General features: G+C 64.4%; 25 protein-coding genes. 11 read left to right on the top strand and 14 right to left on the bottom strand.

The window, feature by feature from the left end; all coding sequences use genetic code 11:
• The gene (locus KMZ68_RS12175; protein ID WP_215615990.1) at nucleotides 1–570 is read left to right on the top strand and encodes a dihydrofolate reductase; all 570 of its coding nucleotides are present in this window, start codon (nucleotides 1–3) and stop codon (nucleotides 568–570) included.
• Here KMZ68_RS12175 and KMZ68_RS12170 read toward each other — a convergent pair.
• From KMZ68_RS12170 to aspS, 3 genes are all read right to left on the bottom strand, one after another.
• Nucleotides 555–1007 carry a DoxX family protein gene (locus KMZ68_RS12170; RefSeq protein ID WP_215615989.1) on the bottom strand — a complete coding sequence of 151 codons (453 nt, stop codon included), beginning with the start codon at nucleotides 1005–1007 and terminating at the stop codon, nucleotides 555–557. The genes KMZ68_RS12175 and KMZ68_RS12170 overlap by 16 nt on opposite strands.
• A gap of 132 nt (nucleotides 1008–1139) precedes the next feature.
• Complete coding sequence (locus tag KMZ68_RS12165; protein WP_215615988.1) at nucleotides 1140–3449, bottom strand: NADP-dependent malic enzyme; 2310 nt, start codon at nucleotides 3447–3449, stop codon at nucleotides 1140–1142.
• 53 nt (nucleotides 3450–3502) lie between these two features.
• On the bottom strand, nucleotides 3503–5275 hold the full coding sequence (gene aspS / locus KMZ68_RS12160; protein WP_215615987.1) for an aspartate--tRNA ligase: 1773 nt from the start codon (nucleotides 5273–5275) through the stop codon (nucleotides 3503–3505).
• A 225-nt stretch (nucleotides 5276–5500) separates the two neighbouring features.
• Here aspS and KMZ68_RS12155 point away from each other — a divergent pair, with 225 nt between their 5' ends.
• Both KMZ68_RS12155 and rnd read left to right on the top strand, forming a co-directional pair.
• On the top strand, nucleotides 5501–6979 hold the full coding sequence (locus tag KMZ68_RS12155) for a protein adenylyltransferase SelO (protein WP_215615986.1): 1479 nt from the start codon (nucleotides 5501–5503) through the stop codon (nucleotides 6977–6979).
• Between the two features lie 411 nt (nucleotides 6980–7390).
• Nucleotides 7391–8539: a ribonuclease D gene (gene rnd / locus KMZ68_RS12150; protein ID WP_215615985.1), complete on the top strand. Its 1149-nt coding sequence runs from the start codon at nucleotides 7391–7393 to the stop codon at nucleotides 8537–8539.
• A gap of 43 nt (nucleotides 8540–8582) precedes the next feature.
• Here the strand turns inward: rnd and KMZ68_RS12145 are convergent, their stop codons facing one another.
• The 3 genes from KMZ68_RS12145 to KMZ68_RS12135 are packed head-to-tail and all read right to left on the bottom strand — an operon-like array spanning nucleotide 8583 to nucleotide 10394.
• Nucleotides 8583–9146 carry an isochorismatase family protein gene (locus tag KMZ68_RS12145; RefSeq protein WP_215616304.1) on the bottom strand — a complete coding sequence of 188 codons (564 nt, stop codon included), beginning with the start codon at nucleotides 9144–9146 and terminating at the stop codon, nucleotides 8583–8585.
• A gap of 29 nt (nucleotides 9147–9175) precedes the next feature.
• Complete coding sequence (locus KMZ68_RS12140) at nucleotides 9176–9784, bottom strand: GNAT family N-acetyltransferase (protein WP_215615984.1); 609 nt, start codon at nucleotides 9782–9784, stop codon at nucleotides 9176–9178.
• Nucleotides 9771–10394, bottom strand: a complete 624-nt coding sequence (locus KMZ68_RS12135; protein ID WP_249779600.1) for a hypothetical protein — start codon at nucleotides 10392–10394, stop codon at nucleotides 9771–9773. Before KMZ68_RS12135 ends, KMZ68_RS12140 begins: the two co-directional genes overlap by 14 nt.
• 53 nt (nucleotides 10395–10447) lie before the next feature.
• Between KMZ68_RS12135 and KMZ68_RS12130 the strand changes: the two genes are divergently transcribed.
• The gene (locus KMZ68_RS12130; protein ID WP_215615983.1) at nucleotides 10448–11485 is read left to right on the top strand and encodes a LysR family transcriptional regulator; all 1038 of its coding nucleotides are present in this window, start codon (nucleotides 10448–10450) and stop codon (nucleotides 11483–11485) included.
• 13 nt (nucleotides 11486–11498) lie between these two features.
• Here KMZ68_RS12130 and KMZ68_RS12125 read toward each other — a convergent pair whose 3' ends face one another.
• The gene (locus tag KMZ68_RS12125; protein WP_215615982.1) at nucleotides 11499–12647 is read right to left on the bottom strand and encodes an autotransporter outer membrane beta-barrel domain-containing protein; all 1149 of its coding nucleotides are present in this window, start codon (nucleotides 12645–12647) and stop codon (nucleotides 11499–11501) included.
• A 368-nt stretch (nucleotides 12648–13015) separates the two neighbouring features.
• Between KMZ68_RS12125 and KMZ68_RS12120 the strand changes: the two genes are divergently transcribed.
• A complete protein-coding gene (locus KMZ68_RS12120; RefSeq protein ID WP_079569050.1) occupies nucleotides 13016–13219 on the top strand; it encodes a cold-shock protein in 204 nt (67 codons plus the stop codon).
• An 82-nt stretch (nucleotides 13220–13301) separates the two neighbouring features.
• On the opposite strand, the gene KMZ68_RS12115 is transcribed toward KMZ68_RS12120, so the two are convergent.
• From KMZ68_RS12115 to purM, 4 genes are all read right to left on the bottom strand, one after another.
• The gene (locus KMZ68_RS12115; protein WP_215615981.1) at nucleotides 13302–14234 is read right to left on the bottom strand and encodes a ketopantoate reductase family protein; all 933 of its coding nucleotides are present in this window, start codon (nucleotides 14232–14234) and stop codon (nucleotides 13302–13304) included.
• 81 nt (nucleotides 14235–14315) lie between these two features.
• Nucleotides 14316–15047, bottom strand: coding sequence for a glutathione S-transferase family protein (locus KMZ68_RS12110; RefSeq protein WP_215616302.1), 732 nt, complete (start codon nucleotides 15045–15047; stop codon nucleotides 14316–14318).
• Between the two features lie 63 nt (nucleotides 15048–15110).
• The gene (gene purN / locus KMZ68_RS12105) at nucleotides 15111–15764 is read right to left on the bottom strand and encodes a phosphoribosylglycinamide formyltransferase (protein ID WP_215616301.1); all 654 of its coding nucleotides are present in this window, start codon (nucleotides 15762–15764) and stop codon (nucleotides 15111–15113) included.
• Between the two features lie 24 nt (nucleotides 15765–15788).
• Nucleotides 15789–16862, bottom strand: a complete 1074-nt coding sequence (purM, locus tag KMZ68_RS12100; RefSeq protein ID WP_215615980.1) for a phosphoribosylformylglycinamidine cyclo-ligase — start codon at nucleotides 16860–16862, stop codon at nucleotides 15789–15791.
• 157 nt (nucleotides 16863–17019) lie between these two features.
• Here purM and KMZ68_RS12095 point away from each other — a divergent pair, with 157 nt between their 5' ends.
• From KMZ68_RS12095 to ppx, 4 genes are all read left to right on the top strand, one after another.
• Entirely contained in the window at nucleotides 17020–17562 is a 543-nt protein-coding gene (locus KMZ68_RS12095) for a CDP-alcohol phosphatidyltransferase family protein (protein WP_215615979.1), read from the top strand.
• 102 nt (nucleotides 17563–17664) lie between these two features.
• A complete protein-coding gene (locus KMZ68_RS12090; protein ID WP_215616300.1) occupies nucleotides 17665–18342 on the top strand; it encodes a DnaA ATPase domain-containing protein in 678 nt (225 codons plus the stop codon).
• A 142-nt stretch (nucleotides 18343–18484) separates the two neighbouring features.
• Nucleotides 18485–20683 carry an RNA degradosome polyphosphate kinase gene (locus KMZ68_RS12085; RefSeq protein ID WP_215615978.1) on the top strand — a complete coding sequence of 733 codons (2199 nt, stop codon included), beginning with the start codon at nucleotides 18485–18487 and terminating at the stop codon, nucleotides 20681–20683.
• 12 nt (nucleotides 20684–20695) lie between these two features.
• Complete coding sequence (gene ppx, locus KMZ68_RS12080) at nucleotides 20696–22198, top strand: exopolyphosphatase (protein ID WP_215615977.1); 1503 nt, start codon at nucleotides 20696–20698, stop codon at nucleotides 22196–22198.
• A 22-nt stretch (nucleotides 22199–22220) separates the two neighbouring features.
• Here the strand turns inward: ppx and KMZ68_RS12075 are convergent, their stop codons facing one another.
• Nucleotides 22221–23093, bottom strand: a complete 873-nt coding sequence (locus KMZ68_RS12075; RefSeq protein ID WP_215615976.1) for a TerC family protein — start codon at nucleotides 23091–23093, stop codon at nucleotides 22221–22223.
• Nucleotides 23094–23155: 62 nt separating this feature from the next.
• Nucleotides 23156–23578 carry a nucleoside-diphosphate kinase gene (ndk, locus tag KMZ68_RS12070; RefSeq protein ID WP_215615975.1) on the bottom strand — a complete coding sequence of 141 codons (423 nt, stop codon included), beginning with the start codon at nucleotides 23576–23578 and terminating at the stop codon, nucleotides 23156–23158.
• Nucleotides 23579–23885: 307 nt separating this feature from the next.
• Between ndk and KMZ68_RS12065 the strand changes: the two genes are divergently transcribed.
• Nucleotides 23886–24137, top strand: a complete 252-nt coding sequence (locus KMZ68_RS12065) for a sulfur globule protein precursor (protein ID WP_215615974.1) — start codon at nucleotides 23886–23888, stop codon at nucleotides 24135–24137.
• A 252-nt stretch (nucleotides 24138–24389) separates the two neighbouring features.
• Complete coding sequence (locus tag KMZ68_RS12060; protein WP_215615973.1) at nucleotides 24390–26267, top strand: ABC-F family ATP-binding cassette domain-containing protein; 1878 nt, start codon at nucleotides 24390–24392, stop codon at nucleotides 26265–26267.
• 41 nt (nucleotides 26268–26308) lie between these two features.
• On the opposite strand, the gene KMZ68_RS12055 is transcribed toward KMZ68_RS12060, so the two are convergent.
• Nucleotides 26309–26818: a hypothetical protein gene (locus tag KMZ68_RS12055; RefSeq protein ID WP_249779633.1), complete on the bottom strand. Its 510-nt coding sequence runs from the start codon at nucleotides 26816–26818 to the stop codon at nucleotides 26309–26311.
• Nucleotides 26819–26881 lie beyond the last annotated feature (63 nt).

Genomic DNA, 26881 nt, shown 5'->3' with positions numbered 1-26881 from the left:
ATGCCGCGGCTGCGCATCGACGGCTATGTCATCGTGTCCGCCGACGGCATGCTGGCAAACGCCGCCCGCATGATGCCGGACGAACTGAAGTTCGACGGCGACAAGCGGTTCTTCACCGCGGCGCTCGATGATGCCGACCTGATCGTGCATGGGCGCAATTCCTTCGAGGATCAGCCGAACTCGCCGCAGCGAAAGCGGATCATCCTGACCCGGTCGGTCGCTTCGCTCGCGCCCGATCCATCCAATCCCAGGGCCATCCTGTGGAATCCAGCCGGGGCTTCCTTCGAGGCCGCCTGCGAGCGCGCCGGCGTGCACGCCGGCACGATAGCCGTGATCGGCGGGCCGGACGTATTCGGAATGTTCATGGACCGCTACGACACGTTCTGGCTGTCGCAGGCGCCGCGAGTGAAGCTACCGGGCGGCGAGCCCTGCTTTCCCGGCGTGCCGGCACGCTCGCCCGAGGAGATCCTGGCCGCCCATGGCCTTGCGGCCGGCGAGGCCCGGATGCTCGATCCCGCCTGCGGCGTCAGCGTCACGCCGTGGCGTCGGATCGCTCAGACGTCGCTATAGGCGGGCTCCGGCGTCTCCGAGGACCGGCCATAGCCGGCGATGATGAACAGCGCGCCGATGATCGAGAGATTCTTCAGCGCATCCACCAGGCTCTTGGCGCTTTCCGGCGGCGACTGATTCCAGAAATCGTGGAAGTAGAAGGTTGCCCCGGCCACGAAGAAGATCAGCAGAATGGCGAAGAACCGCGCGCCGAAATTGAGCGCGATCATCAATCCGGCAATCACCTCGAAGGCGCCGACGGCAATGGCAAGCATCTGCGGCGTGGTCATCCCGGTCATCGTTTCCAGCTGCGCGGTATAGGGCGCGAGCAGAGCGGGAATGGCGACCTTGGCTGCGATGAATTCCGAGGTGGCCTGGATGCCGAAAAGCTTGGTCGCTCCCGTATAAATAAATAGCACGGCGAACAGAATTCGCCCGAAAGTAACAAACGCTGGCATGGTTGGCCTCGTTGAATGCTGCAAATGCCGATGTCGCGGCGGCGGAGCGATTATGGGCGCTCCGCCTCGGCTTTTCAAACAGTCAAATCAATCCGAAACAACGACGGCTGCAGCTGGCCGGTTTCCGCCGCCCTAGCCAAACAGGGTCGGTTGCTGGCGGCCGGCGCGCTCCTGGGCTTCGACCGCGGCAACCGCCGTCATATTGAGAATGCCGCGCGCGGTCACCGAGGGGGTGAGGATATGGGCCGGGCGCGACGGCCCGATCAGGATCGGCCCCACCGGAAGCGCGTCGGCCAGTACCTTGATCATCTGATAGGCCACGTTGGCGGTATCGAGGTTCGGCATGATCAGGATATTGGCGACGCCTTCCAGCTTCGAATGCGGCAGGATCAGTTTGCGCGCGGCTTCGGAGAGCGCGGTATCGCCCTGCATCTCGCCGTCGGCTTCGATCTCCGGATGGTTCTCCTTCAACAGCGCGGTGGCGCGGCGCATCTTGCGCGAGGAGTCGGTGTCGTAGCTGCCGAAATCGGAATGCGAGACGAAGGCGACCTTGGGCTTGATGTTGAAGCGCTGGACATGGATCGCCGCCAGCGCCGCCACTTCCGCAAGCTCCTCGGCGCTCGGATTCGGCCGCACCTGCGTATCGGTGATGAAATAGGCACCCTTGCTGGTGATCATCAGCGCCAGCGCCGCAAAATCGCTGACGCCGGGCAGGAAGCCGACGATTTCGCGGACATGGCGCAAATGGCTCATGTAGCGGCCCTCGACGCCGCAGATCATGGCGTCGGCCTCGCCGCGCACCACCGCGAGCGCGGCGATCACCGTGGCATTGGTACGCACCACCGTGCGCGCGGCGTCCGGGGTCACGCCGTGCCGGCCGGCGACATCGATGTAGGACTGGACATAGGACCGGTAGCGCGGATCGTCTTCGGGGTTGACCAGGTCGAAATCCCGTCCGGCCTTGATGGCGAGGCCGAAGCGCTTGATGCGCGCCTCGACCACCGAGGGACGTCCGACCAGGATCGGCCGCGCCAGATTTTCCTCGAGCACGACCTGGGTCGCGTGCAGCACGCGCTCGTCCTCGCCTTCCGCATAGATCACGCGGACCGGCTGGGTCCTGGCCTTGGCGAACATCGGCTTCATGACGAGGCCGGAGCGGAACGCGAAGCGCTCGAGCTGGGCGGCGTAGTCCTCGATGTTCGCAATCGGGCGGGAGGCGACGCCGGACTCCATCGCCGCCTTGGCGACCGCCGGCGCAATGCGCAGGATCAGCCGCGGATCGAATGGACTGGGGATCAGCGAGCCCGGACCGAACCCTTGCGCTTCGCCGCTGTCGAAACCCTGCGCGGAGGCATCCGACGGCGGATCGCGCGCCAGCTGCGCGATCGCATCGACCGCGGCCTTCTTCATTTCCTCGTTGATCGCGGTGGCGCCGCAATCGAGCGCGCCGCGAAAGATGAAGGGAAAGCACAGGACATTGTTGACCTGGTTGGGAAAGTCGGAGCGGCCGGTGCAGATCATCGCGTCGGGGCGCGCCTTGCGGGCTTCGTCCGGCATGATTTCCGGCGTCGGATTGGCGAGCGCCATCACCAGCGGCTTGTCCGCCATCGCCTTCACCATTTCGGGCTTCAGCACATTGGGCGCCGAAAGGCCGAGAAAGATGTCGGCGCCGCCGATCACGTCCGCCAGCACGCGCTTGTCGGTCTTCTGCGCATAGACCGACTTCCAGCGGTCCATCAGCGTGTTGCGGCCTTCATGCACCACGCCGTCGATGTCGCAGACCCAGATGTTCTTGCGCTGCGCCCCCATCGACACCAGCAGATTGAGGCAGGCGATCGCCGCCGCGCCGGCGCCGGAGGTGACGATCTTGACGTCGGAAAGTTTCTTGCCGTTCAGCAGCAGCCCGTTGGTGATCGCGGCGGCGACGATGATCGCGGTGCCGTGCTGGTCGTCGTGGAATACCGGGATCTTCATCCGCGCCTTGAGCTGCGCCTCGATCTCGAAACATTCCGGACCCTTGATGTCCTCGAGATTGATGCCGCCGAAGGTCGGCTCCAGCGCCGCCACGGTCTCGACCACGCGCTCGATGGTATCGGCGGCGATCTCGATGTCGAACACATCGATGCCGGCGAATTTCTTGAACAGAACCGCCTTGCCTTCCATCACCGGCTTCGACGCCAGCGGGCCGATATTGCCGAGGCCGAGCACGGCGGTGCCGTTGGAGACAACGGCCACAAGGTTGGCGCGGATGGTCAGCGATGCCGCTTCCGCGGGATTTTCGGCGATCGCCGTGCAGGCGGCGGCGACGCCCGGCGAATAGGCCAGCGCCAGGTCGCGCTGATTGGCGAGCGGCTTGGTCGCCTGAATCTCGAGCTTGCCCGGACGAGGCAGCCGGTGATAGGCGAGCGCCGCCGATTGCAGATCTTCAGAATGGGACGACATACATTTCCCTCGCGGCTTGCTCGGCCCCGAATTGAGACTTCAGTGACCAGTTTTCAGGTTTGCGGCAGATTGAGCCGGATGTGTAGTTCACGCAACTGCTTCGGCGTGACCTCCGAAGGCGCTCCCATCAACAGGTCAACGGCCTGCTGATTCATCGGGAACAGCGAGATTTCGCGCAGGTTGGTGGTGCCGCAGAGAAGCATCACGATGCGATCGACGCCGGCCGCCATGCCGCCATGCGGCGGCGCGCCGTACTGGAACGCGCGGTACATGCCGCCGAACCGCTCGACCACGTCCTTCTCGCCGTAGCCGGCGATCTCGAACGCCTTCACCATCGCCTCGGGCCGATGATTGCGGATGCCGCCGGAGGCGATCTCGTAGCCGTTGCAGGTGATGTCGTACTGGAACGCCTTGATGGTCAGCGGATCCTGGGTCTGCAACGCCTCGAGCCCGCCCTGCGGCATCGAGAACGGATTGTGCGAGAAGTCGACCTTCTTGTCTTCCTCATTGTACTCGTACATCGGGAAGTCGACGATCCAGGCGAGCTCGAACCGCTCCTTGTCGATCAGGTTCAACTCCTCGCCGAGCCTGGTGCGCGCAAGGCCGGAGAACTTCCAGAATTTTTCCGGATCGCCGGCGACGAAGAACGCGGCGTCGCCTTCCTTCAAGCCGAGCTGCGCGCGGATCGCGGCGGTGCGCTCCGCTCCGATGTTGTTGGCCAGGGGACCCGCGCCCTCGCCGCCCTCGCGCCACATGATGTAGCCGAGCCCGGGCTGGCCCTCGCCCTGCGCCCAGGAATTCATCCGGTCGCAGAACGCGCGGCTGCCGCCGCCGGCGCCGGGAATGGCCCAGACCTGGTTCTTCGGGTCTTCCAGCATCCGCGCGAACACCTTGAAGCCGGAGCCGCGGAAATGTTCCGACACGTCCTGCATGACGATGGGATTACGCAAATCGGGCTTGTCGCTGCCGTATTTGCGCAAGGCTTCGGCGAAGGGAATCCGCGGCCAGCCTTTGGTCACCGGCTTGCCCTTGGCGAAATCCTCGAACACGCCGGTAACGACCGGCTCCATCGCCTCGAATACGTCGTCCTGGGTGACAAAGCTCATCTCGACGTCGAGCTGGTAGAACTCGCCGGGCAAGCGGTCGGCGCGCGGGTCCTCGTCGCGGAAGCACGGCGCGATCTGGAAGTAGCGGTCGAAGCCCGACATCATCAAGAGCTGCTTGTACTGCTGCGGCGCCTGCGGCAGCGCGTAGAACTGTCCGGGGTGAATCCGCGACGGCACCAGGAAGTCGCGCGCGCCCTCCGGCGACGACGCCGTCAGGATCGGGGTCTGGAATTCGAAGAAGCCCTGCTCCTTCATCCGCTTGCGCATGGAATCGACGATCGCGCCGCGGGTCATGATGTTCTGGTGCAGCTTCTCGCGGCGCAGGTCGAGGAACCGGTACTTAAGCCTTATGTCTTCAGGATATTCCTGCTCGCCGAACACCGGCAGCGGCAGTTCGGCGGCCGGGCCGAGCACCTCGATCTCGCTGACGTAGATCTCGACCATGCCGGTCGCCAGTTCCGGATTGTCGGTGCCGGCGGGACGGCGGCGGACCCTGCCGTCGATCCGCACCACCCATTCCGAACGCAGCTTTTCGGCATCCTTGAAGGCCGGAGAATCCGGGTCGGCCACGCACTGGGTCAGGCCGTAATGGTCGCGCAAATCGATGAACAGCACACCGCCATGGTCGCGGATACGATGGCACCAGCCCGACAGCCGAACCGTCTGGTCGATATGGCTCTCGCGGAGCGCGCCGCAGGTGTGGGACCGGTAACGATGCATGGAATTCCCAAAAACTGATGTCGGAGAGGTCGAATCGAGGCCAAAAGCCCGTCCGAGGAGGGTCAGGGTTTACCCGACGCGGTCAGGCGCGGCAACCGAATGCAGGACCGATTTTGGGCCGCAAAACCGGTGACGGAGCCGGAAAAGCGGGCGAAAAAACCGGCCCTCCCGCCGCCGACGGCGCAAGGAGATTGTCTATTCCCCGGACGCGCCTATCTTGACCTCATGACGGTCCATTTCCCCTTCCAGAACACCTATGCGGCGCTGCCGGCGAACTTTTTCGCCCGCGTGGCGCCCACGCCGGTCGCCTCCCCGCGCCTGATCAAGCTGAACCGGCCGCTCGCGGTCCATCTCGGCCTCGATCCCGACCTGCTCGACAGCCCCGAGGGAGCCGAAATCCTCGCCGGCAAACGTGTCCCCGATGGCGCCGATCCGATCGCGATGGCCTATGCCGGCCACCAGTTTGGCCATTTCGTTCCGCAGCTCGGTGACGGCCGCGCCATCCTGCTCGGCGAGGTGATCGACGCCGACGGCGTCCGCCGCGACATCCAGCTCAAGGGAAGCGGCCCGACGCCGTTTTCGCGCCGCGGCGACGGCCGCGCGGCGCTCGGTCCGGTGCTGCGCGAATATATCGTCAGCGAGGCGATGGCCACGCTCGGCATTCCGACCACGAGATCGCTCGCCGCCGTGACGTCAGGCGAGAACGTCATGCGCGAGACGCCGCTGCCCGGCGCCGTGCTCACCCGCGTCGCCGCCAGCCACATCCGCGTCGGCACGTTTCAATACTTCGCGGCGCGCAGCGATACCGAGGGCGTGCGGCAACTCGCCGATCACGTCATTGCCCGGCACTATCCGCAAGCCGCCGGCGCCGAGCGCCCCTATCACGCGCTGCTCGAAGCCGTGATCGCGCGGCAGGCCGAACTGGTGGCGCGCTGGTTGCTGGTCGGCTTCATCCACGGCGTCATGAACACCGACAATACCTCGATCTCGGGCGAGACCATCGACTACGGCCCCTGCGCTTTCATGGATCATTACGACCCCGCTACCGTGTTCAGCTCGATCGACGAGATGGGCCGCTACGCCTACGCCAACCAGCCGCGGATCGCGCAGTGGAACCTGACCCGGCTGGCCGAATGCCTGCTGCCGCTGCTTTCCGACGACCGGGACAAGGCCATCGCGGAGGCGCAATCGGCGATCAACGGATTCGTGGCGGTGTTCGGCAGTGCCTATCAGGCCGGCCTGCGCAAGAAGATCGGCCTGTTCACGGCGCGCGACGGCGACGAGGCGCTGGTGCAGGATCTGCTCGACGCCATGGCCAGGAACCAGGCTGACTTCACCCTGACCTTCCGGCGGCTGAGCGACGCCGCGCTCGAACCCGATGGCGAAGGCGAAGTCCGGCAACTGTTCGCGGACCCCGCCGCCTATGACGAATGGGCCGCGCGCTGGCGGCAGCGGATCTCCTGGGAGCCGCAGGCCCCGGCCGAGCGGCAAGCCGCGATGCGCGCGGTCAATCCCGCCTTCATTCCGCGGAACCACAGGGTCGAGGCGGTGATCGAAGCCGCCGTCAACCGCGACGATTTTGCGCCGTTCGAGGAGCTGCTAACGGTGCTGGCAAATCCTTATGAGGACCAGCCGGCGTTTGCGGGCTACGCCGAACCGCCCGAGCCGCACCAGCGCGTGCTGCAGACCTTTTGCGGGACATGACGCGCTAACCCGCCGTTAAACATCCGGCGCGGCACAGGCCTCCCGCGCCGCAGGAATTAAGAAACGGTCAATGCGTTGCCGACAAGTCTAACGGCCTGGCTGGGGGGAACGCTCGTGTTTGACGCATTGGTATTTGAGTTCATGGGATTGGCGATGCTCGCGCTCTGCATCGTCGTGCTAGCCGTGCCGTCGCAGCGGCGGCCCTCCCGGCGTGTCAGCGATACCTGACGGGTCTGGTTCCTGTGCCGGTTGACGAAACCGGCGTTGGCCTGAATTCGAGGCCCAGGCGGCCCTCGAGTCCTGCGGCAGATACTGAGGTTGCGGAAATGCAAGGCTCGAATTCGCCGCAAGACCCTTGACATATCAGCACTTTCGGCAGAACGCGGTCCTCAGAAGCGTTATGGACCGTTCATGGATCTGATTACCACCACCTCGGAACTGGCCGCGGTTTGCGACCGGCTCGCGAAACACCCCGTCATCACCGTCGATACCGAATTCCTGCGGGAAACCACCTATTACCCCCTGCTCTGCGTGGTGCAGATGGCGAGCGCCGAGGAGGCGGTCGTGATCGACACGCTGGCCCCGGGGATCGACCTCAAGCCGTTCTTCGCCCTGATGGCCGACGAGAAGGTGCTGAAGGTGTTCCACGCCGCCCGCCAGGACATCGAAATCGTCTGGCATCAGGCCGGCATCCTCCCCCACCCGATCTTCGACACCCAGGTCGCAGCCATGGTGCTCGGCTATGGGGATTCCATCGCCTATGACCAGCTGGTCGAGCGCATTTGCGGCCACCGGCCGGACAAGACCCACCGTTTCACCGACTGGTCGCGCCGGCCGCTTTCGGCGGAGCAGATGCACTACGCGGTCTCCGACGTCACCCATTTGCGCGAGGTGTTCGCGGCGCTGGACGCCGATCTCAAGAAGCGCGGCCGCAGCGACTGGGTCAGCGAGGAAATGAACGTTCTGACCTCGCCGAAGACCTACGACTTCCACCCCGAACGGGCCTGGGAGCGGCTGAAGACGCGGGTGCGCAAGCCGAAGGAGCTGGCGGTGCTGATGGAGGTCGCGGCTTGGCGCGAACAGGAGGCGCAAAGCCGCGACGTGCCGCGCAGCCGCGTCTTGAAGGACGATGCGGTCGGCGACATCGCCACCCATGCGCCGACCAGCCTCGAGCGCCTCGCCAATCTGCGCTCGCTGCCGAAGGGTTTCGACCGGTCGAAATGGGGCGCCGATATCGTGGCCGCGGTGCAGCGCGGCCTCGCCCGCGACCTCGCCTCCTTGCCGAAAATCGAGAAGCCACGCAGCAATTCGAACGGCGCTGCGATCGTCGAGCTTCTGAAAGTGCTGCTGCGGATGACCTCGGAGCGTCACGCCGTCGCCAGCAAGATCATCGCCACGGTCGGCGATCTCGAGGAGATCGCCGCTGACGACAACGCCGACGTCGGCGCGCTGCATGGCTGGCGCCGCGAACTGTTCGGCGAGGCGGCGCTGGCGCTGAAACATGGCCAGCTCGCGCTCGCCATCGAAAAAGGCCGCGTGGTCCGGGTCGATCGAAACTAGAGCGTTTCGGTTCTGATTGAATCAGAACCGGGCCCTGATCGGGTCACACCGAAATCACGGCATTGGCTTCGATCAGGTCGGCGCTCCCCACGATGCCGGCAAAGTTGCCGATCACATTGACCACCGCCAGCTTGTAGGAGGCGGCATCGCCGATGCCCGGACGCCGGCAGGCCACCGCATCGCTGACCACCTGGTAGCGATGGCTGCGATGAAATCCGTCGACCACGGTCGACAGGATGGTCTCGTCGAGCGAAAATCCCGACAGCACGCAGCGGATGTTCCTCATGTTCGCCATGTATTCGGCGAACCGCGACGAACTGTAGGCCGATGGCAGCGGATGCTCGAACGCCAGTTCTCCCGGCCGCGGCTTGAGCTCGGCGATCCAGTCCGTCAGGTTCGATGCCGGATTGAACCACGCGGCCTGGGCGATCCGCTTCAGGTGAACGATCGGCCAGAGATTGTCGCGCCACAGCGTCATCAGTTCGAGACAGCGCGACCCGATCGCGTCGGCGTCCGCGATGACGTGACGGCGGCCTTCGGTGAGATATTCGGTCTGCAGATCCGCGCAGACGAGGATCGGCGGATCGTCGTGAATCGAGACCGCCAGCTTTGGATGGGTCATCATGCCACCGAAGGTCACGCCGTGCGCAGCGGTGATGTCACCGGACGGCCGGCCGACATGTCGAGAACCCCGGGCCTGTCCCAATCGCCCTCCGGCCGGATGATCACATAGGGATCGCTGTCGAGCGTGATGGCGTCGGCGGCGGGTTCGAGGTCGAGAACCATTTCGGTATAGGAAAAATCCGAAAAGGTGATCTTGCGGTTGTGGCCGAGCGGCTTGGCGCCGAAATGCGCCCAGAAATCCACCAGTCGGTCCTGCGCCTGGCCGTAGATCTTTCGGAATCCCTTGCGCTTGATGTAGTCGACGCTGGCCTGCACCAGCTTGAACGACACGCGCGTGCGCCGGAACTGGTGACGCACGGCAAGCCGCTCGACCTTGGCGAACTCGCCGAAAAATCGTACCCGCAGGCAGCCGGCCGGTTCGGCTCCGACAAATCCGAGGAAGTGGGCCGCGACCAGATCGTTGCCGTCGAACTCCTCTTCGATCGGGCAATCCTGCTCGGCGAGATAAACCGCCGACCGGATCGCCGTCATCAGCATCAGGTCGTTGGGGTCGCGCGCGATGCGGACCGTGATCGCACGCGATTGGGTTTTGATCGCCGTCGATGAATTAATGCCGTGCATCTGCAAAGCTCCCCGCCGGTTGGACTGCTGGCGTGTTGATCGGAATCCGGTTCCATGGACGCTGGTAGCGCCACAGTTCGTGCTGATAGCTCGGGATCGGTTCGAAGCCGATCGCGATCATCAGGTTGCGTCCGTCCGCGCTCGACGGCTGGGCATAGAGATCGGCCGGCGCCAGCCGCGGCTGCGAAAGATGCGCCGACACGTTGCCCAGTCCCGCCATCGCCCTGCCCTGGCCTGCGATCGCCCAGACATAGATGGCGGACACCTCCTCCGATGCACCGGCAAGCAGTCCAAGATCGGGATGCGTCAAATTGATGTCGTCGAGAATGAGAGCATCATGACCCCTGTCGTTGAGATAGAGAAACGCCACTGCACCGAGCAATTTCCTCTTTCGGCTGAATGTCAGAATGCTGCCGGGATCAAATGCGTAATACCGCGCGAGATCCGGTTCCGTCATTTGGACTCCCGGCACCAGCCGGTTGGCCATGTCGGCCAACGCACCAAGCTCGGAACGCTGCGCGGGCTGCACCTCGATTTCTGCGCTTCGGGGCAGCAGATCGAAATCGCGTTTTGCGGCCAAAGAGGGCCTTTCCATATCCGGGTCACGCATCTATCGTCGCTCCTGCCTGTCGGCCAGCACCATATCGGGCGGGGAATTGGGGTATGCAGCAACTATTGCACCGGGGTGCTGCGATGACGCAGCACCGGACCGACGAAGTTCTGGATGCATCCTGGGATGACCTGCGATCGTTTCTGGCCTGTGCGCGATACAAGAGCTTTCGCAATGCGGCAGAAGAACTCGGTGTAACCAGCACCACGCTGATGCGCCGGATCGACCGGCTCGAAGAATCCATCGGCTGCAAGCTGTTCCTGCGCGACCAGAGCGGATTGACGCTGAGCGACGCAGGTTCGGCGATGATCGGCGACGTGATGGAAATGGAACGTCACGCCTTCAACATTTTCCGGCGCGCGGCCCGGTCAGACGATGCCGCCGGCACGGTCCGCGTCGCGGTCACCGAGGGTCCCGGCAATTTCTGGATTCTTCCGCGGCTGATCGACTTCCAGAAAACCTACCGCAAGATCACGGTCGATCTTCGCTGCGCGATGGAGCAGGCCGACGTCGCCCGGCTGGAAGCCGATATCGCGATCCAGCTCGAGCGGCCGACCAATCCCGACCTCATCGTCACCAAGCTCGGCCGGCTGCATATTTATGCATTCGTTTCGGAAGACTATCGCAAGCTGCATGGCGTTCCCACGCTGTCCGAAATCAGAAAACACCGGCTGGTGATCCAGCATGCGCCGCAGATCGACGATTCCGCCTATGCCCGGGTGCTGGGACTGACGTCGCTGGAGGGCATCGTCGGGATCAAGACCAATTCCAGCATCGGCGTGCTGTATGCGGTGGAGCGCGGCGCAGGAATGGGATTCCTGCCGACGTCTTCGGTGGCGCTCGGAGCGGCGCTGGTTGCCGTCGACCTCGGCGTCCATCATCACGCCGACCTGTGGCTCACCTATCACAAGGAGTTTCGAAACTCCGACCGGCACAAGATCGTCATCGACTGGCTGAAGAAGATCTTCGACCCGAAAACCTATCCTTGCTTCAAGGACGAGTTCATCCATCCCAACGACCTCGTGCCGATGATGGCGGCATCCAGGACGAATTTCGGCCTGCAGGGATATGTGGCTGCGGGGCCGGCCTGATCGGGCAGCGGCACTACCACCTGAACTCGACGCCGAGCGTGCCCTGATGCGACTGCATCGAGGCGCGGTACTTGCCATCGTAGTTGATATAGAGCCGCGCGGTGTTGCTCAGGCTGAGCGAAGCCGACGCCCCGGCATCCGCACCGTACCGGCTTTCGCCGATGCCCTGCACCAGGATGCTCTGGGTGCCGAGGCTGACCGTGACCGCGCCGAAATTCTGCATGACATTGTCGACGAACTTGCCGTAGGCGGACAAGTCGAGAATCTTCCGGTCGAAAATCCAGTAATGCCCGATCTCGGCGCCGACCAGGACGCGCGCGCGCGCCGCCGTTGCGCCTGATGCCGCGACCGGATCGAGCCCGCCGTACTCCTGCAGCGATCCGGTCGAGGCGCGCACATATTCGAACGCGGCCTTCGGCACGATGCGGCTCTGGTCCTGGCTCCAGTAATAGCTGAGTTCCGTCAGCGCGCCGTCGAGCCTGGCGTTGTAACCAGCGGTCGCCACGCCGAACCCGGTGTCGCGGCTTGAATTCACTTTCCCGAATCCGTGGACCAGGGCGATGGCCCAGGTCCAGGGCCCCTTGTCGACCGAGGCACTGAATCCGAGCTGGGTGAGATCGAGCGTCGCCGACTGCAGCGCCAGCGGGATGTCGATGGCGGTGCGGCTTTGATCGACCGAGAAACCGACGTTGACGCCGGGCGCGACGCGCGCGCCCAATCCCGCGACGCCGCCCCAGGTGCGGCGTCGATCGCCAACGAAATAGCCGAGCGGACCGGCGGTGGCCGAAAGCCCGTAGAGCTCGCCCCAGGTGCGGAACTGCGGGGCCTCGGTACTCTCGGATGCGCCGCCGCCCCCCGGATTGCTGCCCAACGCCTTGCCGAGGCCGGATGTCGCCTGATTGCCAAGGCGCTCCAGGAAATTGCTGCCGAGGTTCGTCACCGTCGAACCCGCCGAGAAACTGGAATTGATCACCGTCGGTGTTGGACTGGGGGTCGGCGACGGTGTTGGAGTCGGGGTCGGTGTCGGGGTTGGGGATTGGGCCTGAGCCGGCGACGACGCGACGGCGGCAGCAGCAAGAAGAAGCGCCGACGCAAAGACCATGAACAGCCTGCGGCCCAGTCCAGCCCAATTTGCTCGCGAAGGCCGCGATGAGCAGCGCATGAATTTCAGTCCCAAACAGGAGCGCCGGCTCGAAAAATGCCAATTCCTCATCGGCCGAGCCGATTTGCGCCCAGTTCGCGGGGAGCGTCAATCGGTCAGGGTGCTTCGCAGCATAGGATAGCGCGGCGTTGTTGTTCCGCTGCCACAGTCAGTAACGAGCGATTGAATCGCTCTCGATTTCCTGAGCCACGCCAGAGGCTTGCTAACGCAGGGATTTCGTGTTGCAATATTCGGTACAATCGGATTTAGGCCGTTCGACTGTGCGTTTCGCGACTAGGAAATCCAGCAGACTTCCGGAATCCCGCTTGTGGCGTGGCACGCGAAATGCGTGGCCGCGTCTTTTTTATGTCTAGACCAGGAGACAGGCGATGCAAAAAGGCACCGTCAAGTGGTTCAACCCGACCAAGGGTTATGGGTTCATCAAGCCGATGGTCGGCGATAAGGACGTGTTCGTCCATATCTCGGCGGTCGAGCGCGCTGGACTCTCGACCCTCAACGAAAATCAGGTGATTGAATACGACCTTGTGGAAAATCGCGGCAAGACATCCGCGGAAAATCTGAAGGTCTCCTAAGCTACGTCACGATCCGCGCAAGCAATCCTGATGCACCCCCCGGCCCTTGCCGGGGGATCTTGTTTCGCAAATATCGGCGGGACTAGCTCGTTGCGAGCATCCGGCGTTCGCGCGCCCTGATGATGCCGACCACCGTCTCGTTGACGGGCGTCGCGACCCCGAGCGGCTTGCCGAGACGGGGAATCGCGCCATTGATGGCATCGACCTCACATCGGCGGCCGGCATTGTAATCCAGCAGCATCGACGGCCGGGCGTCCGGTATCTTGCCGCCGAGTTTGCGGATGTGCTCCAGGGGATCGCCGACGTTGAGCCGGATATTGCAGGCCTTCGCCACCGCGATCGCTTCCTCGGCGCAGCCCCGCGCCACGCTCCAGGCGTCGGCATCGCCGAGGATTTCGCCGATCGTCAGCCCGGTGGTGCAGGACGTCCCCGAGAAGGCGACGTTCATGATCAGCTTTTCCCAGACCATCTGCCTGATGTCGTCGAACAGCGCGACCTTGAAGCCTGCGGACTCCCAGATCTTCGCCGAGGCTTGCAGAAGCTGCTTCGGCAGCCCGGCAAACGCGCCGAACCGGATCATCTCCATGCCGTTGTGATGGGCGTGGCCGGGCGCCCGTATCGAGGCGCCGAACCCGCCGACGACGCCGACCGCAATACGATCGGCGCCGAGGATCGGTGCGGCGATTTCCGGCGATCCCAATCCGTTCTGGATGGTCTGCACGATGGTTTCCGGACCGAGCAGGGAAATGCAGGACTGCGCCGCCGCCTCCACATCGAATGCCTTGGTGGCGATGATGACGAGATCGCACGGCCCGATGCCATCCGTCGTCGTGGATGCATGGATCGGCACCGTGCGATCGCCGCTGGCGCCTTCGCAGCGCAGGCCCCTCGACGCCATCGCCTCGGCGTGATCGGGCCACAGCGTTACCGCGTGAACCTCGTGACCGGCATCGACCATGAGCGCGGCATAGACCGATCCCATGGCGCCGCAGCCGACAATCGCGACCTTTGCCATTGCTGTTCTCCCTTTACCGGTCCCGCTCGATGCTCGCCGGGCAAGCCGTCGGGGAATCCTGTTTTTTGACTCTCGGATATTTCAGGCCGCCGCCTTGCATCCGGCGAGTTCGCCAAGTTCCGGATAGAACCGCGCGACCATGCGGCCGACGTAATGACGCAGATTGTCGTGGCTCGCGGCCGCCTCCTGCAGCGGCGACTTGAAGACGGGACACATCGCACTGACGACAAACGCAAAGATGGTGGCGTCGGCGCCGGTCGGCTCAGTGCCCATGAAGAATGGTTTGCTGCCGAGGTGGTCTGCAATTGCCTGGAGCGAACGCGTTCCCAGCTCGACGATCTCCTTCGGGCTGTGTCGTCCCATGCCATGGCCGTGCAAGGAATTGCGGACCCGGCGCCGGACCATCGCGACGACCAGCGGGCGGATGACGGCGGGCGCAGCTTTGAAGAATTCCCGGGGACCTCGATTGAAGTTCACTTCATCCATCCAGCGCATGTGGACAGTGGCCCAGTAGAGATGGTCCTCGGCCATTTTCTCGAATGCCCACGCCGTCGCACGTTGTTCGCTCGTCAGGCCCTTGTCGAAATCGACCCCGTACTTCTTTTCGAGGTGCCAGCGGATAAAGGTGGAATCGCCGAGCAGCTCACCATCGTCGTCGATATAGGGGATCTTGCCCTTGGGGGCCTTCGAGAAGCTCATCAGCGCTTTCTCAAATGGCAGCATCGACATCCGCAGTAAGGTTTCGGCCTTGGTGACGAAAGGGCTTGCGTCGGGAAGACCGAAATTGGGACCGGAACCGAACAATGTAATCATGGGGCTCCCTCTGTTTTGCGAGACCAAGAAGTGACGCGAGTTGATGACGCCAGAGGCGCTGCATCATTCGGTGGCAGGCGAAATCAGCGTGTTGTCGGGATTCGCTTTGGCCAAGGTTTTGCAGACATCGCCCTCCAGCCGGACCTGGCCGCTGGCAAGCAGCCGCAGCGCCTCGGGATAGATGCGGTGTTCGATGCCGAGGATACGCTCGGCCAGCGTATCCGGCGTATCGGCATCGGCAACCGCGACCGCGCCCTGCATCAGAATCGGACCGGCGTCGGTTTCCGGAATGACGAAATGCACGGTCGCGCCGGAGATTTTCACCCCGGCACGCAACGCCTGGGCCTGCGGTTCGAGGCCCGGAAACGACGGCAGCAGGGAGGGATGGATGTTGAGCATCCGGCCGAACCAGCGCTGCACGAATTCGGCCGTGAACAGCCGCATGAAGCCGCCGAGGCAGATCAGCTCGACCCTGTGCTGGTCCAGCGCCGTCTGCAGCACCGCCTCGAACGCCGCCCGATCCTTGCCGAACGGCTTGCTTTCGATGGTGACGGTCGGGATGCCGCTGGCTCTGGCGCGATCGAGCCCGCCGGCATCGGCGCGGTTGGAAATCACGACCACGATCTCGGCCGGGAAATCCCTGGGCCGTGCCGCCTCGATCAGGGCAGCCATGTTCGATCCGCGCCCGGAAATCAGGATTGCAACACGGCGCTTCACGGCTTCACCCATGCGAGATCGATCTCACCATTTGAGATCGAGATGACCGTTATAGACCACGCGATGATCGTTCTCGGCCGGGATCACCTCGCCCAGCAACGCCACGTTCTCGCCGGCTTCGGTGAGAATGGCGGTGACTTGCTCGATGGCGTCCGGCTTGACGATAGCGATCATGCCGATGCCGCAGTTGAAGGTGCGCAACAGCTCGAGCTCGGCGATGCCGCCCTGCGCGGCCAGCCACTTGAACACCGGCAGCACCGGCAGGCGCGCGAGGTCGATGCCGACGCCGAGATGCTTCGGCAGCACGCGCGGGATATTGTCGGTGAAACCGCCGCCGGTGATGTGGGCGAGCCCCTTGACCGCGCCGGTCTCGCGGATCGCGCGCAGGCATGACCGGACATAGAGCCGGGTCGGCGCCAGCAGCGCGCCGCCGAGCGTCATGACCGGCGAAAATGGCGCCTTGGCCTCAAATCCGAGGCCCGACACCTCGACGATCTTGCGGACCAGTGAAAACCCGTTGGAATGCACGCCCGACGAGGCAAGCCCGATCACCGCGTCGCCGGCGGCGATGTCGGGCCGCGGCAGCAAGGTGCCGCGCTCGGCGGCGCCGACCGCAAAACCGGCGAGGTCGTAATCGCCATCCTTGTAGAGCCCGGGCATTTCCGCGGTCTCGCCGCCGATCAGGGCGCAGCCGGATTCCCGGCAGCCCTCGGCGATGCCGGCGACGATCACGGCGGTGGCCTCCGGATCGAGCTTGCCGCAGGCGAAATAGTCCAGGAAGAACAGCGGTTCGGCGCCCTGCACCACGAGGTCGTTGACCGACATCGCCACCAGGTCGATGCCGATGCCGCCATGCAGGCCGGTCTCGATGGCGATCTTGACCTTGGTGCCGACGCCGTCGGTGGCCGCCACCAGCACCGGGTCCTTGAAGCCGGCGGCCTTGAGGTCGAACAACCCGCCGAACCCGCCGATTTCGGCGTCGGCGCCGGCGCGCGCGGTGGCGCGAACCATCGGCTTGATGAGATCGACCAGACGATTGCCCGCATCGATATCGACGCCCGAATCCGCGTAAGTGAGCCCGTTTTTGCGGTCGATCATGCCCTAATCCAGATGACGGCGGCTGGTTACGTCGGATTCCGCTGATGTGCAATGGCTCGCAAGCGGCATCAGCATATACTATGTAGACAAGAACCGGTCTGGGCTGCAAAGGGCCGGATCATACGCGAAATCAGGCCGGTAGCCGGGAAGCGCCGAGTTGAGTATTCCGAACATCATTACGCTGGGCCGCATCCTGCTGGTGCCGGTCATCGTCTGGGCGATCGCCTCCAACCAGATGGAAATCGCCTTTGCGATCTTCATCATCGCCGGCGTCAGCGACGCGGTCGATGGCTTCCTCGCCAAGCGCTTCAATATGGCGAGCGAACTGGGCGCCCTGCTCGACCCGCTCGCCGACAAGGCCCTCCTGGTCTCGATCTACGTCGCGCTCGGAATCTGGGGCGCGGTGCCGCGCTGGCTGGTCATCCTCGTGGTCTCGCGCGACATCATGATCGTCGCCGCCGTGATTGTGTCATGGTTGTTCGGCAAGCCGATCCCGATGAAGCCGTTGATGGTATCGAAGCTCAATACGGTGGCGCAGGTGGCGTTCGCGGCACTGGTGCTCGCGGCGCTGGGCTTCGGCTTCAATCCGACGCCCTATGATCTGATCCTGATGGGTTTCGTCACGGTGTTTACGCTGGTTTCCGTATCCCTCTATCTGGTGGAGTGGGTGCGGCATATGAGTACGATCGACGTAAAATAGAGGCCTTGTTTCGAAGCGCTTTTCTCGCGGCGAACCGGTGTCCACTTCGCCTGAAAGCGCTATAGGTATGCGCCGGCCGGTGCCGGCATGGAGAACTTTCTCGTGGCGGCCCGCGTTCAACCTCGTCAGCTTGCATTCGCGCTGCCGCACGCAGAGAGCCTGACCCGCGACAATTTTCTCGAAGGCCCCGCCAACGAGGCGGCCCTGGCGCTGGTCGACAGTTGGCCGGAATGGCCGAACCGCATCATGCTGCTGGTCGGCCCGGAGGGCTCCGGCAAGAGCCATCTCGCCGCGATCTGGGCCGAGCAAGCCGGCGCCCGCTCGATTTCGGCGCATGCGCTGACCGCGGCCGCCGTGCCCGGCGCGCTGGCGACGGGGGCGCTGGTGGTCGAGGACCTCAGACCGTCTGATGTCGATGAACGGGCGCTGTTCCACCTGATGAATCTGGCGCGCGAGGACGAGGCGTTCGTCCTGATCACCGCGCGCGAACCGCCATCGGCGTTTGCCGTCGAGTTGCGCGATCTGCGGTCACGCCTGCGCGCGGTACCGGCGGTGTCGCTGTTGCCGCCTGACGATCAACTGTTTCGTGCCCTGATCGTCAAATTTTGCGCCGACCGGCAGCTCAGCGTCGACGAAACCGTGGTTGGCTATCTCGCCACCCGGATCGAACGTTCCTATGCGGCCGTACGCCAGGCTGTCGAAATGCTCGACGCCGAAGCCCTGCGGCTAGGCCGTCCGGTGACCCGGGCGCTGGCTGCCGAATTGCTGCGCAACGCCTAGATCCCCCGGGGCGTTGCGCCATCTTGACGGCGCAACGGGCGAGAACATCAATGTCATTGAAACGTCATCGCGATAACACATGCTCTGCTGCCGCATTCGAACGGAATCGCGCAAGCCGGGCGCCGGGATGGACTTAAACTTTATGGAATCCTCACAACCCATTGTAATCAAAGAGAAAGAGACAGAAGCCGAGACGGCTCCGGCGATCGCTTCCAGCCCCGAACGCTTCATCAATCGCGAGCTTTCCTGGCTGCATTTCAATCGCCGGGTGCTCGAGGAATCCGTCAATCCCGGCCATCCCGCGCTGGAGCGGGTCCGGTTCCTGTCGATTTCCGCCAATAACCTTGACGAATTCTTCATGGTCCGGGTCGCCGGCATCAAGGCCCAGGTGCGCGAGGGCATTGCCGAGCGCAGCCCCGACGGCCTGACCCCGGCCGAGCAGCTGGTGCTGATCAACGAGGCGGTATCAAAGCTCGCCAGCGACCAGCAGGCCATCTGGCGCGATCTGCGCGGCATCCTGGCCGACGTCGGCATCGTTCTGGTCGACGGCCGCGATGTCACCAAGACCGAGCGAGCCTGGATCGAGGACCATTTCCTCCACAATATTTTCCCGTTGCTGACGCCGCTGGCGATCGATCCGGCGCATCCGTTTCCGTTCATCCCGAGCCTCGGCTTCACCGTGGCACTGCAGCTGGCGCGGACTGCCGACGGCAAGCCGATGAACGCGCTGATCCGCATGCCCGGCAAGATCGACCGCTTCATCCGCTTGCCCGCGACCAAGGACGGCGCGGTGCGGTTGATTACGCTCGAACAGGCCACCGGCCTGTTCATCGGCCGGCTGTTCCCCGGCTATACCGTCAAGGGCCAGGGCGCCTTCCGCATCATCCGCGACAGCGAACTGGAGATCGAGGAAGAGGCGGAAGACCTGGTCCGGCTGTTCGAAACCGCTCTGAAGCGGCGTCGGCGGGGATCGGTGATCCGGCTCGAGATCGAGGCCAATATGCCGGAAGAGCTGCGGGCGTTCGTGCAGCGGGCGCTTTCCGCCTCCGACGACGAGGTGTTGCTGGTCGACGGCGTGCTGGCGATGAACGAGCTGTCGCAACTGACCCGGCTCGACCGGCCCGATCTCGAATTCCCTCCTTATGTGCCGCGCCACCCCGAACGCGTGCGCGATCATGGCGGCGATATCTTCGCGGCGATCCGGCAGAAGGACCTGATCGTTCATCATCCTTACGAATCGTTCGACGTCGTCGTGCAGTTCCTGCAGCAGGCCGCCCGCGATCCCGACGTCGTCGCGATCAAGCAGACGCTGTATCGCACCTCGAACAACTCGCCGATCGTGCGCGCACTCGCGGAGGCCGCGGAAGCCGGAAAGTCGGTGACCGCGCTGGTCGAACTCAAGGCGCGGTTCGACGAGGAGGCCAACATCCGCTGGGCGCGCGACCTCGAACGCGCCGGTGTCCAGGTGGTGTACGGCTTCATCGAATTGAAGACCCACGCCAAGCTGTCGCTGATCGTGCGCCGCGAGGGCGGCAGCCTCACCACCTACGTCCATACCGGCACCGGCAACTATCATCCGGTGACTGCGCGCATCTACACCGACCTGTCCTACTTCACGTCGGATCCGATCATCGGGCGCGACGCAGCACGGGTGTTCAACTACATCACCGGCTATGCCGAACCGAGCGACATCGAGAAGATGGCGGTGTCGCCGCTGACATTGCGCAAGCGGATGCTCGAACATATCCGCGGCGAGACCAACTTTGCCCGTCACGGCAAGCCGGCGGGAATCTGGCTGAAGATGAACTCGCTGGTCGATCCCGACATCATCGACGCGCTCTATGAGGCGTCACAGGCCGGCGTGCCAATCGAGCTGATCGTGCGCGGAATTTGCTGCCTGCGGCCCGGCATCCCCGGACTTTCGGAAAACATCCGGGTCAAGTCGATCATCGGCCGCTTTCTCGAACACGGCCGAATCTACTGCTTCGGGATGGGACAGGGCCTGCCCAGCGCAAAAGCTGCTGTGTATATCTCCTCCGCCGACATGATGCCGCGCAACCTCGACCGGCGCGTCGAAGTCCTCTGTCCGCTGCAAAATCCCACGGTGCATCAGCAGGTTCTCGAGCAAATCATGGTCGCGAATCTCAAGGACAACGAGCAGAGCTGGCAGTTGTTGCCGGATGGGTCGTCAACGCGTATGAAGGCCGCGAAGGGCGAAGAGCCGTTCAATCTGCACAATTACTTCATGACGCATCCGAGTCTGTCAGGCCGTGGAAAGTCGCTCAAGGAATCTTCACCGCGCCGCCTCACGCGCCGTACCGAGCGCCATCAGTCCTCATAAGGGGTCCACGCGGTGAAGCGGCCGCGCAAGCGCGCGTCCAGCGTCGCGGTCATCGACATCGGCTCGAATTCGGTGCGTCTCGTCGTCTACGAATCGATGGCGCGCAGCCTGACCACGATCTTCAACGAGAAGGCTTTGTGCGGCCTCGGCCGCGAGGTTCAGACCACCGGGCTGCTGGCGCCGGACGCCGTCGCCAAGGCCCTCACCTCGTTGCGGCGTTTTCGCGCGCTGTGCCGGGTGATGAAGGTCGGCCGCGTCCACGCCATCGCCACCGCCGCCTGTCGCGACGCCAGCAACGGCCCCGATTTCATCGCCAGGGCCGAGCGCATTTGCGGCTGTCCGATCGAGATCCTGTCGGGTCCGCGCGAGGCGCAGCTGTCCGCGCTGGGCGTCGTTTCCGGCGTCCATAACCCGGATGGCATCGTCGGCGATCTCGGCGGCGGTTCGCTGGAGCTGATCGACGTGCACGGCAACCGCGTTCGCCGTGGCGTGACGCTCCGGCTCGGAAGCCTGGCGCTGCAGGATATCTCGCACAAGTCGTTGAAGCGCGCCGAACGCATCGTCAGGAACGACCTTGCCGACGTTGCGCAGCTCAAGGCCGGCCGCGGCCGCACCTTCTATGCGGTCGGAGGAACGTGGCGGGCGCTGGCGCGCATTCACATCGTCCAGAGCGGTTATCCGCTGGGGGTGATGCATGGCTATTCGCTTCCGGCGGCGGATGCGCTGGATTTCGCGCAGCGCCTGCGCCGTCTCGCTTCAGCCAACATGCTGGCCAATATCGAGGTTGTCGCCGACGCCAGACGGCCGCTGCTGACCTATGCAGCCCTCGTGCTCGAATACATCATTCGCGTCGCCAAGCCGAAGACCATCGTGTTCTCGACCTTCGGCGTGCGCGAGGGCCTGCTTTACGCGATGCTGCCGCAGGCCGAGCGCTCCAAGGATGGATTGATCTGCGCCGCGCAGACCCTGAACGAGTTGCTGTCGCGATCCGCACGCCATGCGGAGGAATTGATCGAATGGACCGATCGCCTGGTCCGGGTCGTCAGGCTGAAGGAAACCGACGAGGATCGCCGCCTGCGGCACGCCGCCTGCCTGCTGTCGGACATCGGATGGCGGGTGCATCCCGACCATCGGGGCGAGCAGACCCTCAATCTCATCACCAACGGAAATTTCGGTTCGATCAGCCATCAGGGCCGGGCGTTCGTCGCGCTGTCGGTGTTCTACCGCTATGCGGGCCTGAGCGAACAGAATGAACCGCCGACGGTGATCCGGGAACTGGTGCCGCCGGCCATGATCGAGCGCGCCCGCCTGCTCGGCGCGGTATTTCGCGTCGCCCATCTGATCTCGGCGGCACGGCCGGGCGTCTTGCCGCTGACCCATTTCCGAAGCCGGGGCCGCAAGCTGATGCTGGTGTTCGAGCACCGAATGGTCGATCTCGTCGCCGATCGCGTCGGCAGCCGGTTCAAGCAGCTGGCGCGGCTGGTCGGCCGCTCCGGATCGATCGTGCGGAGCTGATAAGGAGCCCGATCGCCCCGACTTACGGCCGATCGATCGTCTGCGCCGCCTCATCCGCGGCATGCGACGCTGCATGCTCGCCGCCCTGCAGCTTGCGCTTCCGCCAGATCGATCCGGCGGCCAGCACGATGACAATGCCGATCAGGCCGCAAACCACCTCGGCGCCGTGACCGCCGCCGGTAAAGCGCGGCGACACGCCGAACAGCGCCAGCAAGGCGTCGAGCTTGACGCCGACCGGGCCGTCGAAGATGACGTGCAACACCGGTTGGACAGCCGGATCGCTCGCGATCACCTCGCCGGCGATCCAGCCCAGCAAGGCGGCGCCGGCCCATACCAGGATCGGCAACCGGGTGAGCAGCGCCATGATCAGCGCCGCCCCGGCGACGATCAGGGGAATACTGATGGCAAGGCCGAGCACGAGCAACGGGACGCTGCCCTTCGCCGCGGCGGCGACCGCGATCACGTTGTCGAGGCTCATGACGATGTCGGCGACCACGACGATCTGAACTGCGGCCCAGAGATGCGAGGCCGACTGTACGCCTTCCTCGTCCTCGTCTTCAGGCACCAATAGCTTGGCGGCAATCACGATCAGCGCCAGTCCGCCGACCAGCTTCAGGAACGGCAGCGCCATCAAGGTCGCGACGATGAAAGTGAAGATGATGCGCAACACCACGGCCGCGGCGGCGCCGAAGATCATGCCCCAAAGCCGCTGGCGCGGCTCCAGCGCACGGCACGCCAGCGCGATCACCAGCGCGTTGTCGCCCGACAGCAGCACGTTGATCCAGATGATCTTGCCGACCGCCACCCAGAAGGCCGGCTGCTGCATCTCGCTCTGGAACTGAGTAAAGAACGCTCCGATGGTCGCCGGATCGAAAATTTGCAACAGCCAGTTCACAGCGCGTCCCTCTCGGCCGGATGGCCGTCTCTGCGGCTATTATCTGCCGCTGCCGGGTTCAATCAGCCTACGATTTCGTTGCCCGCGAAGAATTGAGCGATTTCGATCGCCGCCGTCTCGGGGGCATCGGAGCCATGCACGGAATTTTCGCCGATCGAATTCGCGTACAGCTTGCGGATGGTTCCTTCGGCCGCCTTGGATGGATCGGTTGCACCCATGACGTCGCGATGCCGAAGCACGGCGCCCTCGCCTTCGAGCACCTGGACCACGACCGGTCCGGAAATCATGAAGTCCACCAGTTCGCCGAAAAACGGACGCGCCTTGTGGACCGCGTAGAAGGTTTCGGCCTGCTCGCGAGTCATGCGGATGCGCTTCTGGGCCACGATCCGTAGTCCCGCCTTCTCGATCACCGCGTTGATCGCGCCCGTCAGATTGCGCGCGGTCGCGTCGGGCTTGATAATCGAAAAGGTGCGTTCAATCGCCATGATCTCGTCCTTGAATAGCGGTGGAGGGAGTTGCGGCGCTTATATCGGCGCCATCCGGGAACGGCAAGCGGCCGTCCGGGAACGGCAAGCGATCAGGCGATATGTCGCGGGGCCGCGCCCTGCGATCCGGCGGCGCCGAAATGACAGCAATTTCACGAATATGAACCCTCTCTGACACCGGCGTCCCGGTTTCGTTCACGTTCCCAGGGGTAGGCTTCGATCGACCGGGCGCCTTTGCGAATGCGGGGGCGTTACGGGGCAGCAACTCCACCGCGCGCTGACAGCGCCGAACCCTGAGGAGACGACCATGTTACGCAAACTCTCGCTTGTTGCCGTTGCCGCGGCTTCGCTGGGTGCGGCCGCGCTGGCGCCGACCTCCGCCTCCGCCTGGGGCGGTCATGGCTGGCATGGTGGCTGGCACCGCGGCTGGGGCTGGGGCGGTCCGCGCATCGTCGTCGGCGGCCCGGCCTACGGTTACGGCTATGGCGGCTGCTATGTGCGGCGATTGGTACCGACTCCGTGGGGACCCCGCTGGCGCCTGGTGAATCGCTGCTATTGAGCCCCTTCCGACGAATGCAGCCTCGGCCGCGCCCCGCGGCCGGGGCCGTTCTCGAACATCACCTCGATGCAACCACCGCCAGGCGGAACTTCGTCACGAACTGCCGAGCGCGAAACCAGCCGATCGATTTGACAGAGCCGGCCGGCGAATGCGGCCGAACCAGGCTATAATTGCAGCATCGGGAGCCCGCGCAGAGGCTATTCGGCTCAATTAACAGGTTGCGTTTTTGGACGGCAGCGGTGACAACGCCGCATGCTTTCAATATCAGACATTTCGGTCCGGATTGCCGGACGGCTGTTGATCGACAACAGCTCGGTTCAGATCGTGCCCGGCGCACGCGTGGGTTTTGTCGGCCGCAACGGCGTCGGCAAATCGACGCTGTTTCACGCGATCCGCGGCGAGTTGCCGACCGAAAGCGGGACTATCACCATCCCGCCGCGCTGGCGCATCGGCAGCCTCGCGCAGGAAGCGCCCGACGGTCCGGAGAGCCTGATCGAGGTCGTGCTGAAGGCCGACCTGGAGCGCGATGCGCTGCTGGCCGAAGCCGAGACCGCGCACGATCCTTCGCGCATCGCCGACATTCAAACCCGTCTCGTCGATATCGATGCGCATTCGGCGCCGGCCCGCGCCGCGGCGATCCTCAGCGGCCTCGGATTCTCCACCGCCGACCAGGCGCGGTCCTGTTCGGAATTTTCCGGCGGCTGGCGGATGCGCGTCGCGCTGGCGGCGACGTTGTTTTCGGCGCCCGATCTGCTGCTGCTGGACGAGCCCACCAACTACCTCGATCTCGAAGGCACGCTGTGGCTCGAGGATCATCTGGCCAACTATCCGCGAACCGTGATCGTCATCAGCCATGACCGCGATCTGCTCGACACCTCGGTCGACCAGATCCTGCACCTCGATCGCGGCAAGCTGACGCTGTACAAGGGCACCTACTCCTCGTTCGAGGAACAACGCGCCACGCGCGAGATGCTCGACGCCAAGCACGCCAAGCGGCAGGCCGACGAACGCAAGCGGCTGCAGGCCTTTGTCGATCGCTTCAAGGCCAAGGCATCGAAAGCCCGCCAGGCGCAGTCCCGCGTCAAGATGCTGGAGCGGATGAAACCGGTCACCGCGCTGGTGACGCAGGATGTGCGCGAGATTTCATTTCCGGCGCCGGAGAAGATGCTGTCGCCGCCGATCATCGCGGTCGACAACGTCTCGGTCGGTTACGATCCGACAAGGCCGGTGCTCAATCGCGTCACCCTGCGCATCGATACCGACGATCGCATCGCCCTGCTCGGCTCCAACGGCAACGGCAAGTCGACGCTGGTCAAGCTGCTGGCCAACAAGCTGGCGCCGTTCTCCGGTCATGTCACCCGCGCGGAAAAGCTGTCGGTCGGATATTTCGCGCAGCATCAGGTCGACGAGCTCAATCTCGACGGCTCGGCCTACGATCACGTCCGCAAGCTGATGCCGGACGCGCCGGAGAGCAAGGTGCGCGCGCGTGTGGGCGCGATCGGCTTTTCCGGCAAGGCCGGCGACACCCTGGTGAAGAGCCTGTCGGGCGGCGAGAAAGCCCGGCTGCTGCTGGGCCTTGCGACCTTTTCCGCCCCCAACATGATCATTCTCGACGAGCCGACCAACCATCTGGATATCGACAGCCGCGCGGCGCTCGCGGAAGCGATCAACGATTTTCCCGGTGCCGTCATCATGGTCTCCCATGACCGCTATCTGATCGAGGCCTGCGCCGACCAATTGTGGGTGGTGGCCGATCATGCGGTCACGACCTATGACGGCGACCTCGACGATTACCGGCGCATGGTGTTGTCGGCGCGCGGCATGCGCACCAATTCGCGCGACCGCGCCGACAACGACCGCGGCGGCGGCCGCGACAAGCCGCAGCGTGCCAGGACCGAGAAGCGCGTACCGCTGAAGCAGAAGATTTCCGACGCCGAGGCCGAGATCGCGCGCATCAACGGCATCATTGCCAAGATCGACACCGCGCTGGCGCTGCCGGATCTGTTCAGGCGCGACCCGAAACAGGCCGCCCAGCTCAGCAAGGCGCGGGCCGGCGCCGAGAGCGCGCTGCAGCGTGCCGAGGAAGAATGGCTGGCGGCGAGTTCGCAATATGACGAAGCGGCGGGCTGAGCCCATTCACCGCCGATCGGGAGGAAGCGCGCCGGCGACGATCAGGTCGCGGCCGGTTTCTTCTTCGCTTTCGGCTTTGCCGTCTTCGGCATCACCGGCTCCGGTCCGCGTTCGATCGAGGTCAGCCGCCCCGCGGTGAAGGTATAGATGCCGGCGCGTTGTCCCTGCGTGTAGGTGACGACCGCCTCCCGGTCGCCACGCGCGTTGTTGGAGAGACTGACGCTGGCGGGTGCACCGATGCCGCGCACGACGTCGCATTCGGTATGGCCGAGCGCCACCGTTCCCCGCGTCGAGGGCACCACCGGCGCGCCGGCCGCGCCGTCGGTCAGGGCGTTGGCGTCCGCCGGTCCACCGGGAGGCGCCATTCCCGGGCACGCCCCATCGGCGCTCACCAGATCCTCGGCCGTCACCGGCTTCTCCGGGCTCAACGGCGCCGTTTCAATCGAAATGTTTCGGGTGAAGATCCGGCCGGAGCGCGAAAACCATTCCGCGTCTTTCGACAGCAGATCGGAGGAAAACATGTTGGACGCGCCCGAGCAGCCCGCCATCATGGGGGCCAGCAGGAGCAACGCCAGCAGGCGTTTCCGATGAAGGTCTTGATCGCGCACGATTAC

The organism is Bradyrhizobium sediminis (assembly GCF_018736105.1).
In the GTDB taxonomy this organism is placed as follows: domain Bacteria; phylum Pseudomonadota; class Alphaproteobacteria; order Rhizobiales; family Xanthobacteraceae; genus Bradyrhizobium.
Note: the sequence above shows the minus strand (reverse complement) of the source record. Positions and strands in the feature narration are given on the sequence as shown.

What these genes read in the sequence shown, in the direction of transcription:
- KMZ68_RS12110 (WP_215616302.1), bottom strand. Translation starts at nt 15,047, where the DNA reads ATGATTACATTGTTCGGTTCCGGTCCCAATTTCGGTCTTCCCGACGCA.
- KMZ68_RS12175 (WP_215615990.1), top strand. Translation starts at nt 1, where the DNA reads ATGCCGCGGCTGCGCATCGACGGCTATGTCATCGTGTCCGCCGACGGC.
- aspS (WP_215615987.1), bottom strand. Translation starts at nt 5,275, where the DNA reads ATGCATCGTTACCGGTCCCACACCTGCGGCGCGCTCCGCGAGAGCCAT.
- KMZ68_RS12085 (WP_215615978.1), top strand. Translation starts at nt 18,485, where the DNA reads ATGGAATCCTCACAACCCATTGTAATCAAAGAGAAAGAGACAGAAGCC.
- KMZ68_RS12165 (WP_215615988.1), bottom strand. Translation starts at nt 3,449, where the DNA reads ATGTCGTCCCATTCTGAAGATCTGCAATCGGCGGCGCTCGCCTATCAC.
- KMZ68_RS12065 (WP_215615974.1), top strand. Translation starts at nt 23,886, where the DNA reads ATGTTACGCAAACTCTCGCTTGTTGCCGTTGCCGCGGCTTCGCTGGGT.
- ndk (WP_215615975.1), bottom strand. Translation starts at nt 23,578, where the DNA reads ATGGCGATTGAACGCACCTTTTCGATTATCAAGCCCGACGCGACCGCG.
- KMZ68_RS12115 (WP_215615981.1), bottom strand. Translation starts at nt 14,234, where the DNA reads ATGGCAAAGGTCGCGATTGTCGGCTGCGGCGCCATGGGATCGGTCTAT.
- KMZ68_RS12120 (WP_079569050.1), top strand. Translation starts at nt 13,016, where the DNA reads ATGCAAAAAGGCACCGTCAAGTGGTTCAACCCGACCAAGGGTTATGGG.
- KMZ68_RS12155 (WP_215615986.1), top strand. Translation starts at nt 5,501, where the DNA reads ATGACGGTCCATTTCCCCTTCCAGAACACCTATGCGGCGCTGCCGGCG.
- rnd (WP_215615985.1), top strand. Translation starts at nt 7,391, where the DNA reads ATGGATCTGATTACCACCACCTCGGAACTGGCCGCGGTTTGCGACCGG.
- KMZ68_RS12055 (WP_249779633.1), bottom strand. Translation starts at nt 26,818, where the DNA reads ATGATGGCGGGCTGCTCGGGCGCGTCCAACATGTTTTCCTCCGATCTG.
- purM (WP_215615980.1), bottom strand. Translation starts at nt 16,862, where the DNA reads ATGATCGACCGCAAAAACGGGCTCACTTACGCGGATTCGGGCGTCGAT.
- KMZ68_RS12060 (WP_215615973.1), top strand. Translation starts at nt 24,390, where the DNA reads ATGCTTTCAATATCAGACATTTCGGTCCGGATTGCCGGACGGCTGTTG.
- KMZ68_RS12170 (WP_215615989.1), bottom strand. Translation starts at nt 1,007, where the DNA reads ATGCCAGCGTTTGTTACTTTCGGGCGAATTCTGTTCGCCGTGCTATTT.
- KMZ68_RS12140 (WP_215615984.1), bottom strand. Translation starts at nt 9,784, where the DNA reads ATGCACGGCATTAATTCATCGACGGCGATCAAAACCCAATCGCGTGCG.
- KMZ68_RS12125 (WP_215615982.1), bottom strand. Translation starts at nt 12,647, where the DNA reads ATGCGCTGCTCATCGCGGCCTTCGCGAGCAAATTGGGCTGGACTGGGC.
- KMZ68_RS12130 (WP_215615983.1), top strand. Translation starts at nt 10,448, where the DNA reads ATGCAGCAACTATTGCACCGGGGTGCTGCGATGACGCAGCACCGGACC.
- KMZ68_RS12135 (WP_249779600.1), bottom strand. Translation starts at nt 10,394, where the DNA reads ATGCGTGACCCGGATATGGAAAGGCCCTCTTTGGCCGCAAAACGCGAT.